General features: G+C 50.0%; 16 protein-coding genes. 10 read left to right on the top strand and 6 right to left on the bottom strand.

The annotated features are described in order from the left end of the window. Positions 1-74 precede the first annotated feature (74 nt). Complete coding sequence (locus GA004_RS00370) at positions 75-1196, top strand: Gfo/Idh/MocA family protein (RefSeq protein WP_283395301.1); 1122 nt, start codon at positions 75-77, stop codon at positions 1194-1196. Positions 1197-1847: 651 nt separating this feature from the next. Here the strand turns inward: GA004_RS00370 and GA004_RS00365 are convergent. Genes GA004_RS00365 through GA004_RS00355 form a run of 3 tightly spaced genes read right to left on the bottom strand, consistent with a single transcriptional unit; the run spans position 1848 to position 2573 of the window. After that, entirely contained in the window at positions 1848-1997 is a 150-nt protein-coding gene (locus tag GA004_RS00365) for a hypothetical protein (RefSeq protein WP_283395300.1), read from the bottom strand. Positions 1998-2021: 24 nt separating this feature from the next. Further along, a complete protein-coding gene (locus tag GA004_RS00360) occupies positions 2022-2219 on the bottom strand; it encodes a hypothetical protein (protein ID WP_283395299.1) in 198 nt (65 codons plus the stop codon). A 15-nt stretch (positions 2220-2234) separates the two neighbouring features. After that, on the bottom strand, positions 2235-2573 hold the full coding sequence (locus tag GA004_RS00355) for a hypothetical protein (protein ID WP_283395298.1): 339 nt from the start codon (positions 2571-2573) through the stop codon (positions 2235-2237). 371 nt (positions 2574-2944) lie between these two features. On the opposite strand from GA004_RS00355, the gene GA004_RS00350 reads away from it, so the two are divergent. Together GA004_RS00350 and GA004_RS00345 are read left to right on the top strand one after the other, a co-directional pair. Then, the gene (locus GA004_RS00350) at positions 2945-3433 is read left to right on the top strand and encodes a hypothetical protein (RefSeq protein ID WP_283395297.1); all 489 of its coding nucleotides are present in this window, start codon (positions 2945-2947) and stop codon (positions 3431-3433) included. A 26-nt stretch (positions 3434-3459) separates the two neighbouring features. Next, positions 3460-4041: a tetratricopeptide repeat protein gene (locus GA004_RS00345; RefSeq protein WP_283395296.1), complete on the top strand. Its 582-nt coding sequence runs from the start codon at positions 3460-3462 to the stop codon at positions 4039-4041. Between the two features lie 62 nt (positions 4042-4103). Here GA004_RS00345 and GA004_RS00340 read toward each other — a convergent pair whose 3' ends face one another. Both GA004_RS00340 and GA004_RS00335 read right to left on the bottom strand, forming a co-directional pair. After that, the gene (locus GA004_RS00340; protein ID WP_283395295.1) at positions 4104-4529 is read right to left on the bottom strand and encodes an EF-hand domain-containing protein; all 426 of its coding nucleotides are present in this window, start codon (positions 4527-4529) and stop codon (positions 4104-4106) included. A gap of 125 nt (positions 4530-4654) precedes the next feature. Then, the gene (locus tag GA004_RS00335) at positions 4655-5887 is read right to left on the bottom strand and encodes an FG-GAP repeat domain-containing protein (RefSeq protein WP_283395294.1); all 1233 of its coding nucleotides are present in this window, start codon (positions 5885-5887) and stop codon (positions 4655-4657) included. Positions 5888-5997: 110 nt separating this feature from the next. Between GA004_RS00335 and GA004_RS00330 the strand changes: the two genes are divergently transcribed. Further along, entirely contained in the window at positions 5998-6546 is a 549-nt protein-coding gene (locus GA004_RS00330; protein WP_283395293.1) for a DinB family protein, read from the top strand. Positions 6547-7105: 559 nt separating this feature from the next. Here GA004_RS00330 and GA004_RS00325 read toward each other — a convergent pair. Continuing rightward, the gene (locus GA004_RS00325) at positions 7106-7594 is read right to left on the bottom strand and encodes a MarR family winged helix-turn-helix transcriptional regulator (RefSeq protein WP_283395292.1); all 489 of its coding nucleotides are present in this window, start codon (positions 7592-7594) and stop codon (positions 7106-7108) included. 322 nt (positions 7595-7916) lie between these two features. Between GA004_RS00325 and GA004_RS00320 the strand changes: the two genes are divergently transcribed. The 6 genes from GA004_RS00320 (at position 7917) to GA004_RS00295 (ending at position 16223) form a co-directional block, all read left to right on the top strand. Then, the gene (locus GA004_RS00320) at positions 7917-10211 is read left to right on the top strand and encodes an outer membrane protein assembly factor BamB family protein (protein WP_283395291.1); all 2295 of its coding nucleotides are present in this window, start codon (positions 7917-7919) and stop codon (positions 10209-10211) included. Positions 10212-10216: 5 nt separating this feature from the next. Then, positions 10217-11773, top strand: a complete 1557-nt coding sequence (locus tag GA004_RS00315) for an outer membrane protein assembly factor BamB family protein (protein WP_283395290.1) — start codon at positions 10217-10219, stop codon at positions 11771-11773. Further along, complete coding sequence (locus tag GA004_RS00310; protein ID WP_283395289.1) at positions 11770-11991, top strand: DUF3311 domain-containing protein; 222 nt, start codon at positions 11770-11772, stop codon at positions 11989-11991. Before GA004_RS00315 ends, GA004_RS00310 begins: the two co-directional genes overlap by 4 nt. Next, a complete protein-coding gene (locus GA004_RS00305) occupies positions 11988-13502 on the top strand; it encodes a sodium:solute symporter family protein (protein ID WP_283395288.1) in 1515 nt (504 codons plus the stop codon). Before GA004_RS00310 ends, GA004_RS00305 begins: the two co-directional genes overlap by 4 nt. A gap of 95 nt (positions 13503-13597) precedes the next feature. Continuing rightward, positions 13598-14683: a hypothetical protein gene (locus GA004_RS00300; RefSeq protein ID WP_283395287.1), complete on the top strand. Its 1086-nt coding sequence runs from the start codon at positions 13598-13600 to the stop codon at positions 14681-14683. Between the two features lie 88 nt (positions 14684-14771). Continuing rightward, the gene (locus GA004_RS00295; RefSeq protein ID WP_283395286.1) at positions 14772-16223 is read left to right on the top strand and encodes an aldehyde dehydrogenase family protein; all 1452 of its coding nucleotides are present in this window, start codon (positions 14772-14774) and stop codon (positions 16221-16223) included.

Below are 16223 nucleotides of genomic sequence, written 5' to 3'. Positions count from 1 at the left end.
GGGAAAGCTTCTGTTTCACACCAATGTGTGATTCAGAAAAAAGCGTCTCTGCAATCCTAGAATAGATATTCAATATGCCTCAAAATTCCCGTCGTTCCTTTCTTAAAAACCTATCCGTGGGACTCGGTGCGTTCTCAATTGCGAACGCGTTGCCAGACCTAGCCGTTGCGGCGGTGCCGAAAACGCCTCGCAAGCTCGGGATCGCCCTCGTGGGATTGGGAAACTATGCGACCAAACAATTAGCACCCGCTCTCGAGTCGGCAACGGATTGCTATTTGTCGGGAATTGTCACGGGCACGAAGGAGAAGGAGTCCGTTTGGAGATCCAAATACGGGATCAAGAAAGCGAACATATATAACTACGAAAATTTCGATTCAATCGCCTCGAATGATGATATTGATATTGTTTATATCGTGCTCCCGAACTCCATGCATGCGGAGTACACCATTCGAGCGGCGAAAGCGGGGAAGCACGTGATCTGCGAAAAGCCGATGGCATTAAACGCAGCCGAGGGACAGACTATGATCGACGCCTGCAAGGCAAACCGAGTGATGTTGTCAATTGGCTATCGCCTCCACTTCGATCCGAATACGATTGAAATTATGAAACTGGCCGAAGAACAGCCGTATGGCCCTATCAAATACGTGCAGTCCGAAGCCGCGTTCGCAATGGGCAATAATCTCGACGCTTGGCGCTTGAATCGCGAGTTAGCTGGTGGTGGTGCGGTTATGGATATGGGAATCTACTGTATCCAGGCAGCCCGTTACGCAACCGGCGAAGAACCGATTGCGATTCGAGCTCAGGAGACCAAGACGGACTGGGAAAAATTCAAGGAGGTGGATGAGACCGTTACTTGGCAAATGGAGTTCCCAGGCGGCGCTTATTCGAATTCGACGACGTCCTATAATCTAAGGGCCAACCGCTTGTATGTAAGTTATGCCCGAGGATCGGCTCTTTTGGAACCTGCTACCAAGTACACGGGAATTAAAGGACAGGTCTTCAAGGGACAGGATTCTGTTAGGACGCTCGAGGTTCAGACGGTCAATCAGCAGGAACGGCAAATGGATGGCTTCGCTCGCAGCGTTCGAGAAGGGATTCCTTCGATTGTCTCGGGAGAAGAAGGACTGAGGGATATGAAAGTGATTGATGCGCTCTATCGTTCTCTCGCGACTGGCGGCAAACGATTAGAGATATAGAAAACGGCGGGTAGAAAAATTGGTGCAAGGCGGTTTTCGTAGAGTCGCCTACCTAAGGTACTGCCGTTAGAGGGATTTTCGGCATCAGAGATTCTAATTGGAAAATTGATGGGATGATTCTACCGCGAGGTGAAATTAGACGGCTACGAGCGGAGTGACTTATCCACATTTCGGTTTGGCAGATTTTGGTGAATAAACGCCATTTTTCTTTCGTCTAATAGGTGAAAAAGCACTTGTCTGAGTAGCGTAAGCCGTTGGTTTCTAATAAATTGTGTGATCCCTAATGCAGACAGAAAGGAGTGACCCAAAGATGAGAATACCCAATAATGCCCTAACAAAACGGATACTTTTAGACGTTTGTCTGGCGACTGCATTAATGACGTTTTCGGTTTTCCACCAACCTGCAGTTTTTGGTCAGAGCAACAGTCGCTCGAGGTTGTCGAGTTCAAACTCGACTGCTCAGACGCCGTCAAAGCAAAGCAAATCCACTGCGTCCGCTCCTCGACGTTCAGCCTCTGTTTCGAGCCAATCTCGTTCTAGCTCTTCACGCAGTGCGGCCCATTCGAGCCGCTCAACACCATCGGTATCCTCTCGCTCAAGCCGCAGTTCCAGTTCCCCATCACCCCGAAGCCCTTCGGTTTCCCGCTCGGCTCAGTATAGCCGTTCCAGTCCATCGGCATCCCGTTCAACATCGTCTCCTTCAGCCAGACAGCAAAGTTCCACCTCACGGTCTTCTCCATCGATTTTTTCAAATTCGCGAAGCTCAAGCAGATCGACGACCTCGCGGTCGCCAACGCCCAATTCTAGAGTCTCGGGCCCCAGGCCTCAGGCCTCTCCCCGCCAGCAAATGTCTGCGCCTCGACGCGCGACCCCGTCAATTACTTCTTCCCGCAGTTCTTCGAGGAACTCGCGCCCGACCGTCTCGCGTACTCCCAGTAGCAGGTCTTCCACAAGTAGCGTTGGAGAACCGGAAAGGGCTGCCCCTTCCCACTCGTCGGTGCCAAGGCGTTCAACGAGTTCCACAACGAACGCCAACCGTTATTCCTCATCTACTACGATCCGTCCGACCCGATCACCCGAGCAAGCAACATCGGCCCCCCGTATTTCTGGGAACTCGGTCAATCGATCGAACTCGGCTTCCTCATCTCGCTTGGGTCGCAACGGATCGGAAGTGATTCGATCTGGAAACCGATCCACGGGGATCACGCTCCGTTCGAACAGCAGTTCGAGTCCGAGAGATTTATCCTCTAATGTGCGGTCCAGTAGTGGGGTGCGAAACCCAGTGGCCGCGTATTCGAACGCTACTACTGGTACTCCCTTGAGAAGGCAGAGCTGGGGTAGTGAGCAAGCAAGGACGGCGAACTCAACCCGTGCCAACGCAGGGACTCGACCTGAAATTCGGAACTCTACTTTGATTCAGCCTTCTAAAGCGAGAGAACGGGAAATGGGAGTGCCTCTGGAGCGGGACCTCTCAACTGCAGCGGCGGTTTACTCTCAAGATCGACAGGGATCTAGAACGGCCTATAATGCCTCGAGAAGAGAAGTGGCAAATCGCTCGGAACAACTACGCGAACAGCGGCGAGACGCTACCGTTTCCTGGCTCGCAAGGTCAGTAGGAGACCCCCCGAGGAGATCTAACCTAGCCGCCTCGCAAGCTAGAGATGTGCATTCTTCGCATGGCGCACCCAGAAAGCTCGCTAAAATCGCCCATTTCGATATAGACCATAAGCACGTACATGGTGCCAACTGTGGCCATCATAACTACAATGGCCGATGGTATGACTACTCTAGGTACCATCGACATGGGCCTAGTTGTGGGCATCATTTCCATGGGGGCTCATGGGTTTCTTTCTCCATTGGCCATCGACATGGTCCTGGTTGTGGTCATTTCTATGAACATGGATCTTGGTTGTCTCATTCGGGTGTCCATCATCACGGATTGGGATGCGGCCATTACTTTTGGGGAGGTGTCTGGAGAAACTATTCTAGGTTCCATGCTCATTTCGATGGTTGCGGGCACTACAGATCGGGTAGCGTCTGGTTCGATTTTCCACTCTCTCATCGGCATTCCTCAACTTGCGGTCATCTGTACGATGGCTCAGGCTGGTACACTCACGGCCATGTGGGACATGTGCATGGTTCCAGTTGTGGGCACTACTACTATGGAGGAGTTTGGAGTGTATACCCGAGAAACTACTACACTCGAGGCAGGAAAAACAATTTCTACTTTTTTGTGAATCTGGGAGACTTTCGCCGTCGAAATGTGCCAAAATATGTATACGAAAAATCGGCATACATTGAGGAAGATCCGGTGGATGTTTATGAGGATTCATCTCCACTGAGTCGGGCTTACGCGGCTTTTGCCAAAGGAAGCTTTTACGAATCGGTAATTGCCTTTAACGAGTCGATCGATGCGGATCCTGAAAATGGGGTTCTTTATTTGGCCCGGGCGCAGGCCCATATAGCCATAGCTGACTACCGAACTGCCTATGAAGACTTGATTCGCGGAATGGAGTTGGTCCCAGAGTGGACGGAAGTTGAATTCAGCGTCGCGGAGTTGTACGCGAATCCAGATTGGTTTGAAGAGCACTGCGAATCGCTCGCTCGCTGGGTGAGCGATTATCCAAGGGACTACAAAGCGCACTTTGTTTTAGGATACATCCACTATTTTCAGCAGGACTATACCGCAGCTAAAAGCGAGTTTATCTATACGTTGGCTTGGGATAAGGACCATCCCCAAGCAGCGATGTTAATGGACTCGATCCTGGCTTACGAGGCAGAAACAGAAGTGCGTGCGGTGGAAAAAGAGGAGGTTGAAGCCCTCGAGGAAGAGCAAAAGCTCTAAAGAGACGCTGCAACCCGAAGGTATGTAGCGATCGAATGGATTGAGCTAAAGGGTTTTGCCGATTAGGCCCCGCCCGCTCTTGGGCCGCGTTGTCCGCCACCGCGAGGCCCTCGGCCTTGAGGCATTTTGGCAAACTCCTCTTTGGAGAGTTCACCGTTTTCGTCCGTGTCGGCCTTTTTGAATGCGACGCTGAGCTGTTCCTTTACGCGGGTCGCCATTGCTGCTGGGTCGCCTCTACCCTGGCGTCCTTCTGCCTGTCCTTGCCTTGGTCCCTGCCCACTGCGACGACTCATCATCTCGATTCTGAATTTTACGAGTTCGTCGAGACTTACGGTGTCGCTTTCGTCTTTGTCAGCCAATGCAAAGAAATTAGGGCGTTCGCGGTTGCCGCCTGGTCCTCCTGGACCACGCGGCGCGTCTTGGGCCATAATTGAGGCGTTTCCGGCAATTAGAAGTGTGGATAAAAGAGTGATAGTGCGTTTCTTCATAGGTGTCATGGAGTTGAGATTATTCTCTGGAATCGTCTCGTAGCGAAAACGGATCCTCTAGTTGAACGGTTGCTCGAGTTCGAAGGTTTCAGTTTTTCTTTCACCCTTAGGCCAAGGACTGAGGTTCAGAATGGATTCTCGTACCAAATTACTCCTAAACCCATCCGTTCTCCCCCAACCACGTGATGTTCCTCACAGGTAAGAATATCTAAATCGCCATCAAGGTCCAGGTCGACGAGTTCGATTCGATCAAATTTAACGCCTTCGGGTCCGCTGATCCCAGTCGCTTTCCATTGCTTGAGCGGTTTGTTTTTGCTCTGACGCAACCAGAAAACTCCCTGAAGGGGCGGATCCGCGTTTTCGCAGTTTGCGACTAGATCGGGTAAGCCGTCTCCATCGATATCTCCGATAGCCACTGCTTTAGCTCGTGCTGAAAATTTCGGGTATTCGACTTCCTCTAGCTCCCAAGATTTTCCCGATCGATCGAGTCGTCGCCACCAGAGAAGCCGATTGTCTTTTGCGGTGGCCACGAGGTCCTCGAGGCCGTCAGAGTTCAGGTCTTTCAGGTCTGAAAACAGAAGCTCTTCGTTACTGCCTCCAATCAGGTGTTTGTCCCACTGAAGGTCAATTGAACCCGGATTTTCCATCCAATACGCTCCTCGCGTATCCCCCTTTCGGTCAGTGAAGAATATGTCGATGTCCTGGTCGCCATCCATATCCTTCGGGATAATGGACATAATCCACCCGGCTTTGGACAGAGGGTGCCAGTTCCAGTCGCTAGAGGGATCTTCAGCATATTTGGGAATTTTCCAGAATCCTATGACTCCATTCGGGTCTTTACTCCCGGCGGCCAGTAAACGCTCGGATTGGTCGCCAAAGTTGATTTCCGTTGGAGTGACGAACATCCATCGAGTCATCCCTACGGAGCCGGGAAGGGGCCTTTGGGTCCATTTTTCTCCCTTGAGGATATCGCTCTCATTGGGAGCAAAATGAAGATAGAGTGCCTGCTCATTTCCTTCACAACTGGAAACGACGTCTAGAATATTATCCTGATTGAGATCGACGAAGGTCGCGTCTTCTGCGGAACGGGTCGCCCCAATTTTAGTCGCAGGCCACATATCGGTGACGGCCTCCTTTCCCGGATGAAGATAAACTCGCGTTAGGCCGCCTTCCTCCCACCCAACGGTGAGATCGATCAGCCCGTCGTTGTTCAGATGCCCCAGTTTCACTCCGTCGGCTCCTCGAGAGCTGTCATCTATGGTGTGGCGTGTCCAAGGAAGGTCGTTAGAGAAAGTGTCTGTACAGCCCAAGCCGAGGCCTAAGGAAAAAGCGAGCAAGGTAACTGATGGGCGAAACATGGGCGTAATTGTGACGGGGTGAGGTATTAGCGAGGTAATATTGACAGGAAACGCAGTGCCACATTCTATCTCCTCGGCACGTAAGTTAGTCACTCTCAAAATTACGCATTATGAAAACATCAAAACTATTGTTAGCGGCTCTCCTCATTGGGGGGCTTTTTGGATCGGCGTTTGCGGGTCATCATAAAAAAGACGGTCAATCGCTATTTCAACAGACTTTTCTAGCAACCTACGCAGTTGAAACGGACAAGATGGTTAGCCTAGCGGAAGCGTTTACGGCTGAAGGGATGGAATGGCGTCCCGCCGAAGGCGTTCGGTCTGTTCGCGAAGCGATACTGCATGTTGCGGGAGCGAACTATGGACTCGGGGCGCGTTTCCTTGGGAAAGAGATGCCTGAAGGGATTAATCCTCGTCAGTTCAACAAGACGATTAAAAGCAAAGAAGACACGATCAAGGTTCTCAAAGATTCGATCCAGTTTGTTAAGGAAGCGGTCGGAAGTCTTGACGAAGCCAGCCTTGCGGAATCCATAAAATTGTTCGGTAACGATTCGAGTAAGATGGGAGCGGTGCTTTTGTTGGGCGGACATGCTTACGAGCACCTAGGACAGCTGATCGCTTACGCCCGCTCTTCAGGTGTGGTCCCCCCTTGGAGCATGTAGTAACACAGGCCAGTCCACTGCGACGCATTCTTGGAAATTGAAGTCGCGAGGGTATTTTATTAGAGATCCGTCGTATTGGACGGATCTTTTTGCATACTTAGAACACGGGAAAAATCTCTTTCCTTAAGAACTTCGCTAGGGAGCATCTGGGTCTTAGTCGAGATTTTGCGATCTCATTCGGGCATCGTGAGGCGGTTCAATTGGCTAATTGTGAGCTGTGGGATTTCCGTTGAAGAAAGAAACTTCAGACAAGGATGGTTTCAATAGAGAGGCAGCCTTATCGAAACGGGTCTGCTTGAAAGTGATAATGGGAAATCCGATCGTACTTTGACTTCTTCGAATTCCCAACCTTTACGGTATTTGTGCGTTTTTATAATTATGGATTATCTGTGGGATCGCGGGGACTGTAATTGGCGGCGGTATCGACAGGAGCATGGGGAGGGACGTGTGCTTGAAGCTGGGTTTGGGGTCGGTAGATTTTGGAGTACCAAAAGCAAAGCGTCGACTTGCCCGGGCTTGAGCTGGGTCAGTCTATTGACCTCTTCCTCTCCTTTAGATTCTAAGCTCTCCGGCTGGCGTCTCGGGAATCGAGGCAAGCTTGCGTCACTCTATGCATGAACTCCAAATACATCAAGCGTTCCGCTTCGCTTAGGCTATTCATGATTTCATCTTCAAGGGCTTGGGCGACTGCCTGGCCTTTGAAATACAGTGCTTCCCCGGCTTCCTCGATGATGAGTTGTTTGGCGCGTTGGTCTTGGATGTGGGGTGAGCGCTTGACCCAACCGTTTGTTTCCATGCGGTTAATGATGGAAGTTATGGTATTGTTATCACTCGACATTAATTGCGCTAAGTCGGATTGGCGGATGCACTCGCGTTTCTTTTCATGTAGCCAGCGTAGTACGGTGAATTGGTCAGGCGTCAGCCCGAGTGGCTTTATGCGAATGCGAAAACTCTGATTCAGGCCAAACCAAGCGGAGCGTAACAAGAGCGGGAAGCGTTTTTGCGAGGCGTTAGCTAGGCTTTCTGGTATTTGTGAGGGTGGGTTCATTACGGGTTATTAATATGCATACGTATTAAAATCATCTCTCCTTGTCTACTGAGAACTGATTAAATCTGAAATTTGAACCCTACAGCAGTGAGCCAAATGATTAAATGCGTGATAAACAGATTGACACTATAATACGTGTTCGTATCAGTTTCGTCCCATATTCACCTTTCGTTATTAATGCGTCCGAATCGCTTAATTACTTATCACTCCCAAATTTCTGCAAGAGTTGCTTGTTTGGTTCCACTTGCTGTCACTATTATTTTTTCCAGAAGGGAAACTTTGGAAGAAATCCAATCGTTATGCTTTTCAATACCTAATCGCTATGCACGGAAATAAAATAGGCGTTTCGTCTGCATCCACGAATACTCACCCCCGTAGAAACAAGGCAGGGCTGTTAGCAGTGCTCGCAATAGCTAGTCTGGCGCTTATGCCGGTCCTTTCGGCGAAAAGCGTTGATGGCTGGCTATCATGGCGGGGTCCGTTGCAGACGGGAGTTTCCCAGGAAAAAAATCTTCCGGACTCCTTGGAGCTATATGGAGAAAGTCACCTTTGGAGCTATCCCGTTAATGGAGGGGGCACGCCGGTTATAGCGGATGGAAGAGCCTATGTTTTCGGCTATTATGAAGAGAATGAAGGGAAGCTAGTCGAAGAAACATTGCTTTGCCTCGATGCGAATTCGGGCAAGAAGATTTGGGAATATCGGTCGCGTGACTTCCTGAGCGACAACGTTTACAATCGCTACGGTATCGGTTCGCCCTGCGTCGATCCTGAAACCGGCAACGTCTACTTTATGCCGACGTCGGGACTCGCTCTGGCTTTTGATCGGGACGGGAACAAGCTCTGGGAACACTCAATGCTAGAAGAATACTGGCGACTGACATTTCCGAATGGCAGAACGGGCGGACCAGTAATAGAGGGCGATTTCGTCATTTTTCGTGGCATAACGGCAAATTGGGGGACCAGTGGCCCTCCTGGCGACCGGTTTTATGGCTTTGATAAACGTACGGGAGAGCTTGCCTGGTCATCCGACCCGGATATAAGACCCGTCGACAGTTCCAACTCGTCACCCACGTTTACCGATCTGGATGGACAACGCGTTTTCATAGCGGGAACAGGGTCGGGCAGCATTATTTGCTCGAATGTGCGAACGGGTGAGCCCGTCTGGCGGGTCACGATTTCCACAGGCGGGGTTAACGCGTCGGTTCTGCCTTATGGGGACGATAAGTTCATCGCCATCCACGGCAAAGAGAACATCGACTCGACTGCGAAAGGTCGGCTAGTCTGCTACCGAGTTCCATCAAAGTACCCGTCGGGTGGCAAACCGGTTATTTTAACGGAAAAGGATGAAGTATGGCGAAACGACGAGCATGTTTCGTTTAGCAGTTCCCCGGTCTTACACAATGGTCGTGTTTACAGTACGATCGCTACCGGAAGCCTTCTCTGCGTTGATGCGGAAACGGGAAAAACGATTTGGTCACTCAAACTCGCTCCCGACCAGCTGCACGCGTCCCCTCTTTACGCAGACGGAAAGCTCTACGTACCGATGGCGGATGGAAAAGCCTATGTGGTTAAGCCTTACGATGATCATGGCGAGATTCTGAATGAAGCGGAAATGGGGGCCGTTTGCCTAGCAGCTCCCTCAGCCTACGCGGGCAAGGTGTATGTTCAGACCAAGGAGGCCTTGCATTGTTTTGGAGAAAGCGGCGGCAAATTTGTAGGTGTCAAAGCTGCTAAAGAAAAAATCAAGGATAAGAAGATCGTGGATCTCCAAATCGTTCCAGCGGAGTTTGCACTAATGAAAGGTCAGTCTGTCGACTTTACGGTTTGGGGCCTGAATAGTGTCGGGCAGCGTATCAAAAAATTGGATAGTGCTAAGTGGGACGGGGTTTCGCTGGGAGTCAGCTTTTCCGGGAAGACAATGAACGTCAAAAAAGACGCAGCTTATGCGGCGGGCGTTGTTAAGGCGACCGCGAATGGCATCACGGGTACGACCCGAGGGCGCATTGTCGCCGGACCCTCCTATAGTGAAGATTTTGAGAGCTTCGACCTCACAGCCAAGAATCATCTAGGTGAATCGGTTTCATTTCCGCCATCAACTTGGCTCGGGGCCCGCGTCAAGTGGAGCGTGATCGAGCGCGAAGGAGAAAAGGTGATAACCAATGTTCTCGATTCCGTAATCAAGCAGCGGACGATGAATTTTGTCGGTCATCACGATCTCTCTAACTATACGTTTTCTGCAGATGTGCTCACAGATGGCAATCGCCGGATCATGTCTTCCATTGGACTGGTCAATCAAAGATACTTGATCGCTCTTGTCGGCAATTGGAGGATACTCGAAGTGTCGAGCAATCACGACCGCCTTAAAGAGTCAGTTCCGTTCAACGTGAAGGCCAACACTTGGTATCGTCTTAAAACCTCAATTAAAGACAATGGAGATGGAACCGGAGTAATCCTGGCCAAAGCATGGGAAAGAGATCAACCCGAGCCGAATGCTTGGACGATCGAAGTTCCCGTAGGCAAACTTCACAAAAAGGGGGCACCCGCGATTTACGCGCTTTCCCCCCAAGCCCAAAAACGTGTTTATTTAGACAATCTTGAAATCACGCCCAACAACTAAGCAGCATGAGTATTTATAAAATAAGTATAGGTTTAGCCGCACTCGCAATAGGAGTCGCATCGTTCGCCGACCACCATAAAAGCAAAGGTTCTGATTGGCCAATGTGGGGTAGGACCCCAGATCGCAACATGATTGGCGAAGCAAAGAACCTACCGGTAAATGTCGAGCCCGGAGATTACGTTTCAGGTACCGACGATATTGATCTTTCCACTACGGAAAATGTGCTTTGGGTGGCAAAGCTCGGATCACAAGCATACGGAAACGTGACGGTAGCTGGTGGAAAGGTATTTGCGGGTACGAATAATGAATCCCCCCGCGATCCTAAACAGTTGGGTGACCGAGGCGTGCTGATGGCGTTTAACGAAGATACTGGGGAATTCGAATGGCAGCTTTTGATCCCAAAGCTTGGAGCCGGCAAAGTGAGCGACTGGGAATATGTGGGTCTCTGTTCGTCTCCTGCTATCGAAGGAAACAAAGTTTATGTCGTTACCAACCGAGGCGAGGCGGTCTGCCTTGATCTCAATGGTTTGGCCAACGGAAACGACGGTCCTTTTCAGGACGAGGCAAACTACATGTCTGCGGATGGTAACCCGGTGGAATTGACGAATGGACATGCGGATATTTTGTGGATTTATGACATGCGAGAAGAGTTGGGTGTGTTCCCTCACAATGTGAGCAGTTGTTCTCCGCTTGTCGTTGGCGATTTACTGTATGTGTCCACTTCCAATGGGGTTGACTGGTCCCACAACAACATTCCTGCTCCTTTCTCACCCGCTTTGGTGGCTCTCAACAAGACGACCGGCGAACTGGTGGGTGAAGAGGCTTCTCAAGTTTCTGAGCGAGTGCTTCACGCGAGCTGGAGCTCACCTGCTTACGGAGATATCAACGGGAATCCCCTCATTATATGGGGCGGGGGTGATGGAATTTGTTACGGATTTGAACCGAAGCCGGTTGTGGGATCCGAAGGATATGAGATTCTCAATGAAGTTTTCCGGTATGACGCCAATCCGCCTGAGTACCGAATGAAGGAGGGCAAACCTATCAAGTATGCCACCTATCCGGGTCCTAGTGAAATTATCAGTACGGTAGTGGTTCACGACAACAAAGCGTTTGCGTTGATCGGACAGGACCCCGAACACGGCGACGGTGTGGGTATGCTTAGCGCCATTGATGCTTCCATGAAAGGCGACATCACAGGAAAAGCCATTTGGACCTATAAGGACATTGGCAGAACAGTCTCTACCCCCAGTATCTACAATGGCATGATTTTCGTCGCGGAGTACGATGGAGATATCCATTGTTTGGATTTGGATACGGGAAAAGTAAATTGGGTGCACGCTACTGACAGCCGCATTTGGGGATCTACACTAGTAGCAGATGAAAAAGTTTATTTGCCAAACGAAGACGGCCAATTGGTTGTGCTCGCTGCGACTAAGGAAAAGGAGGAACTCGCTACCGTTGAGTTTTTCACTCCGATCTACAGTAGTCCAGTAGTGGCTAAAGATGTTCTCTATGTTGCGACTCAAACTCACTTGTACGCATTGAAGAAGGGCGGAAAATGAGTAAAGGAGTCGTCATCACTTTCATGCTGGTTTTGTTCGTGCTTCACCAGGACTTTTGGCTCCGGGATGACGCCACATTAATTCTGGGTATCTTACCCATCGGCCTTGCTTACCATATGGCATTCACCGCAGTGGCTGCAATTGCTTGGCTGGTTACTGTAAGGTTTGCTTGGCCAAAGTATTTGGTGGAAGAGGAAAATGAAGGGAATGAGCAATGACCCAGACATTAATCGTAGTTGTCTATCTCATACTTCTTCTAGTTCTTGGCTATATTAGTAGCCGGCTTTTCAGAGGAAATTCAAACGACTATTTTGTGGCGAGTCGCTCGATTGGCCCTCTCGTCCTCTTTATGTCGATTTTTGGCACAACGATGACCGCCTTCGCTATGGTGGGTAGCACCGGAGAGTCCTACCGGGTAGGAATTGCGACGTATGGGAAAGTAGCCTCTTCCTCTGCCCTCATTCATTCCGCCTGCTTTTTTCTCGTCGGATTGCCACTTTGGGCTCTGGGAAAACGCAATGGTTTTCATACTCAGATTGAGTTCTTTCGGGCCCGATTTGAAAGCAGCAAGCTAGGATACCTCTTGTTTCCAATACTTGTCGGACTCATTATTCCTTATCTGCTGGTCGGTTTGATGGGTGCAGGAAGCGTTATGCACGGTGTGACGCGAGGAGCGTTCCCCGAGATTTTTACGAGCACCGGAGGGGCGGTCCCGCCGTGGTTGACGATGCTCGTCATTTCCTGCGTGGTTCTCTACTACATTTTTGCCGGTGGTGTAAGAAGTGCCGCTTGGGCGAATACCTTTCAAACCTGTGTATTCATCGTCATGGGATTCATAGCGTTTGTCACCATTTCCTCAAAGCTGGGAGGGATGCAGGCGGCGTCAGCGATGGCGGATCCGGGCAAGGCGGTTCGTGCAGGAAACCTGACTGAGATGCAGTTTCTTTCCTATTGTTTCATTCCGCTATCGGTGGGAATGTTTCCTCACTTATTTCAAAACTGCCTGACCGCGAAGTCTGCGAAATCCTTCCGACTGACTCTAGTCGCGCATCCCATCGCAATTATGATAACGTGGATACCTTGTATCCTAATCGGGCTTTGGGCAACGGGTGCCGTAATGCCAGACGGAGTGACACCAGTCATCCCTGAGGGAACTAGCCCAAATGCAGTACTCGGAATGATGGTCGGGAAATTAGCGACTCCGATTATAGGCGGACTTGTAACCGCTGGTATCATGGCCGCCATAATGTCTTCTTTAGATTCTCAGTTCGTGGCGGTTGGGACCATGTTTACCAAGGATATTGTAGTCCACTTTTTCGGAATCGACCGATTTTCTGAAAAACAAAAGGTGCTGCTGGCCCGAGGATTCATATGCACCATCGTTTTCGTAACGTACCTGTTTACGTTGGCAGAACCGAGATCGGTGTTCTCTCTTGGAATATGGTGCTTTAGCGGTTTCGCAGGTTTGTTTCCGCTTGTTTTCGCAGCAATCTACTGGAGAAAGGCGACCAAGGCGGGAGCCTATGCGGCTGTTATTGGAAGCGCTCTATCATGGTTTATTCTCTTCAGAGAGTCTGACTATGGGGCCAATGGTTCGTACCTAGTGGGTGGAGTGATGCCAGTTGCCGTGATTTTCGTTGCTTGCGCGATCTGCATGGTGGTGGTTTCCCTTTTCACGCAAGCCCCGTCCCAAGATACGTTGGACAAGTTCTTTAAAAAGAAGGTCTAGCTATCTACTAACACTCTCAAGAAATTCAGCTCAAAGGTTCTTCGCTTTCTATTTTTTATAGTAGGGAGCGACAATCGGGGCAAAACTCTCACGAAATGACTCAAGCAAAAGATATCACAAACGCGGTGGACGCCGCTAAAGAAAAGTTGGACCAGTATACGCAGGACATGGTTCAGTGGCATTTTTCGCCGGAAACGGGTTGTCCTTACTGGCTCGACTGGGCGAAAGAGGCGGATTGGAACCCGCTCACCGAAGTGTCAGGCTTTGCGGACATGATGCGTTTCGAGAATTTTGATGACGAAGTACTTCGGGATACCGATCCGGCTCAGTTTATCCCAGCGGCCTTCAAGGATAAGCCTTACAACGTATTCGAGACTGGTGGAACCACTGGGATGCCAAAGCAACGTATTGGATGGGAAGACTACAAAGTAGATTACTCCGAATTTAGTGATTTCTACTCTGACGATTTCTTTCCAAAGGGCGCGAACTGGTTAATGGTTGGACCGACTGGACCCCGTCGACTGCGACTGGCGATTGAGCATTTGGCAAACGTTCGCGGTGGCGCGTGTTATTTTATCGATCTGGATCCTCGCTGGGTAAAACGACTGATTCGCGATGGCGAGTATGACATGGCTCGCAAGTACAAGGAGCATGTTGTTGAGCAGGCTATCACGATTTTAAAAGGACGCAGCATCGGTTGTGTGTTTACGACTCCTACAATTCTGGAAGCTCTGGCTGAGCGCATCTCAATACCACAAGCGGGTATTAAAGGGGTTTTTGTTGGGGGCACCACTATGACCCCTCAATACGTCAGATTCCTTACGGAGGAAGTTTTGGAGGGAAAAGTGAATTTTGCTCCTACCTATGGCAACACATTGATGGGTCTGGCGATCAGTCGGCCGCTGTCTGCGGAAGATAACTACAGTCTCACCTATTTTGCCCCGCAACCAAGGGCTGTATTGAGGATTGTGGATCCCAAAGATTCGACGAAAGGCGTGGAATACGATTCCTATGGTCGAGTGGAACTGACCACCATGACCAAGGAGTTTTTCATGCCAAGATTTCTAGAGCGCGACGAAGCTATTCGACGACGGCCATGCGAACTGTTCCCCTGGGATGGCGTCGGGGACGTGCGTCCGTTCGAATCGACAAAGAAAAAGGTAATCGAAGGCGTCTATTAATCGTTGAGTAAACTGAAATGCCGGTCTTCTGTGATTCTTTTGAGAGGTATCGCAAGTGAGAGCGGATTTATCACAGGAGCAAAATTTTATGGAAGAGAAAATATCACATTTACCGGTTCTTAGGTTTGGCGAAGTCTACAAGAGCTTAGACACAAATGATCTGGGCAAGGTTTTGAAGTCCGGTGCCCGACTTGAAGTCAGCGTAGCAAACGCCGGGATCATACGCCGCGACAAGCTTTTGATTGAAAAAGGTCGGGAAGCCTTAAGGGCCATTCCAGCTGATACGTTACTGAGCTATGCTGAAAAGGCGGCTGACATCTACTTGGATGGAGAGCTTCCCTTTGGAATAGATGGTGAGACTCAGGGGGTTGCCGACTATGTAAACGCGCTCTCGGAATTAACTGGATTACCTCACTCGCTTTGCCGATCGAACATGTTTAAGGTGGCCGCCGCCCTGCAAAATATCCGAGCGGTATTGGCGGGCTTGACTCGTGGCTTGCCCCCCGAACTTTTTGACAATGGATGTGCTCGACTTGGTGATATTGATATTAACTTCTATCCAATGGCGGATAGCCTTGGAGTTACATTGCCGAGCAATTCTCCGGGCGTGAATTCGTTGTGGCTGCCGGCTCTTGTGATGAAAACGCCTGTATTTTTAAAGCCAGGACGTGAAGATCCCTTGACTCCTTACAGGATTGTCCAAGCCATGATTCAAGCAGGGTTTCCCAAAGAGGCCTTCGGATTTTATCCCACGACCCACGAAGGAGGGGATGCCATGCTTTTTTCTTGTGGGCGAGGCATCGTTTTTGGAAGCGACGTAACGGTTAAAAAGTATTCCAAGTACAGCAACATACAGGTCCACGGAACTGGAAGAAGCAAGGTTCTTATAGGCGAAGATATGGCGAACGAATGGGAAAAGCACCTAGATGTAATGGTTGAGTCTGTATCCGCAAACGGAGGACGTAGCTGCATCAATGCTTCCTCGGTTATGGTTCCCTCCCATTTTGAAGAGATTTCCAATGCGATGGCGAAAAAGCTTGCTGGAGTTAAGCCAAAGTCGAGAGACGATAAAGATGCTTTGCTTTGCGGATTTGCGAACGCAGATTTTGCCAAAGCAATGGATGAGGCTATTGACGATGCCTTAAAGACGCCTGGAGCTATGGACCTGACTGCTAAATACCGCAAAGGACCTCGATTGGTCGAAAAGCATGGGCAAACTTTCCTCTGCCCAACCCTGATTGCATGCTCTGATCCCGATCACCCTCTTGCGAATACGGAATACATGTTCCCATTTGTCAGCGTTGTAGAGCGTCCTCAGTCGCAGATGCTTGATGCGATCGGTTCAACGTTGGTCGTGTCTGCGGTGACGGAAGATGAGGATTGGATGAGAGATCTTATGGCGAGCCCTGACATTGATCGACTGAATTTGGGATCTGTGCCGACTAACTGGGTACAATGGGAACAGCCGCATGAAGGAAACTTGTTTGAATTCTTGTATCGCCGCCGGGCCATCCAATCGAAAGCTCTAAAGATTGCTTAA

It is taken from the genome of Candidatus Pelagisphaera phototrophica (assembly GCF_014529625.1).
Taxonomy (GTDB): domain Bacteria; phylum Verrucomicrobiota; class Verrucomicrobiia; order Opitutales; family Opitutaceae; genus Pelagisphaera; species Pelagisphaera phototrophica.
This window is presented reverse-complemented; position numbering and strand designations above follow the sequence as displayed.

Bases quoted from the DNA above. Each gene is read 5' to 3' on its own strand.
- GA004_RS00325 (WP_283395292.1), bottom strand. From the start codon at position 7,594: ATGAACCCACCCTCACAAATACCAGAAAGCCTAGCTAACGCCTCGCAA.
- GA004_RS00335 (WP_283395294.1), bottom strand. From the start codon at position 5,887: ATGTTTCGCCCATCAGTTACCTTGCTCGCTTTTTCCTTAGGCCTCGGC.
- GA004_RS00305 (WP_283395288.1), top strand. From the start codon at position 11,988: ATGACCCAGACATTAATCGTAGTTGTCTATCTCATACTTCTTCTAGTT.
- GA004_RS00370 (WP_283395301.1), top strand. From the start codon at position 75: ATGCCTCAAAATTCCCGTCGTTCCTTTCTTAAAAACCTATCCGTGGGA.
- GA004_RS00310 (WP_283395289.1), top strand. From the start codon at position 11,770: ATGAGTAAAGGAGTCGTCATCACTTTCATGCTGGTTTTGTTCGTGCTT.
- GA004_RS00295 (WP_283395286.1), top strand. From the start codon at position 14,772: ATGGAAGAGAAAATATCACATTTACCGGTTCTTAGGTTTGGCGAAGTC.
- GA004_RS00340 (WP_283395295.1), bottom strand. From the start codon at position 4,529: ATGAAGAAACGCACTATCACTCTTTTATCCACACTTCTAATTGCCGGA.
- GA004_RS00315 (WP_283395290.1), top strand. From the start codon at position 10,217: ATGAGTATTTATAAAATAAGTATAGGTTTAGCCGCACTCGCAATAGGA.
- GA004_RS00330 (WP_283395293.1), top strand. From the start codon at position 5,998: ATGAAAACATCAAAACTATTGTTAGCGGCTCTCCTCATTGGGGGGCTT.
- GA004_RS00320 (WP_283395291.1), top strand. From the start codon at position 7,917: ATGCACGGAAATAAAATAGGCGTTTCGTCTGCATCCACGAATACTCAC.
- GA004_RS00300 (WP_283395287.1), top strand. From the start codon at position 13,598: ATGACTCAAGCAAAAGATATCACAAACGCGGTGGACGCCGCTAAAGAA.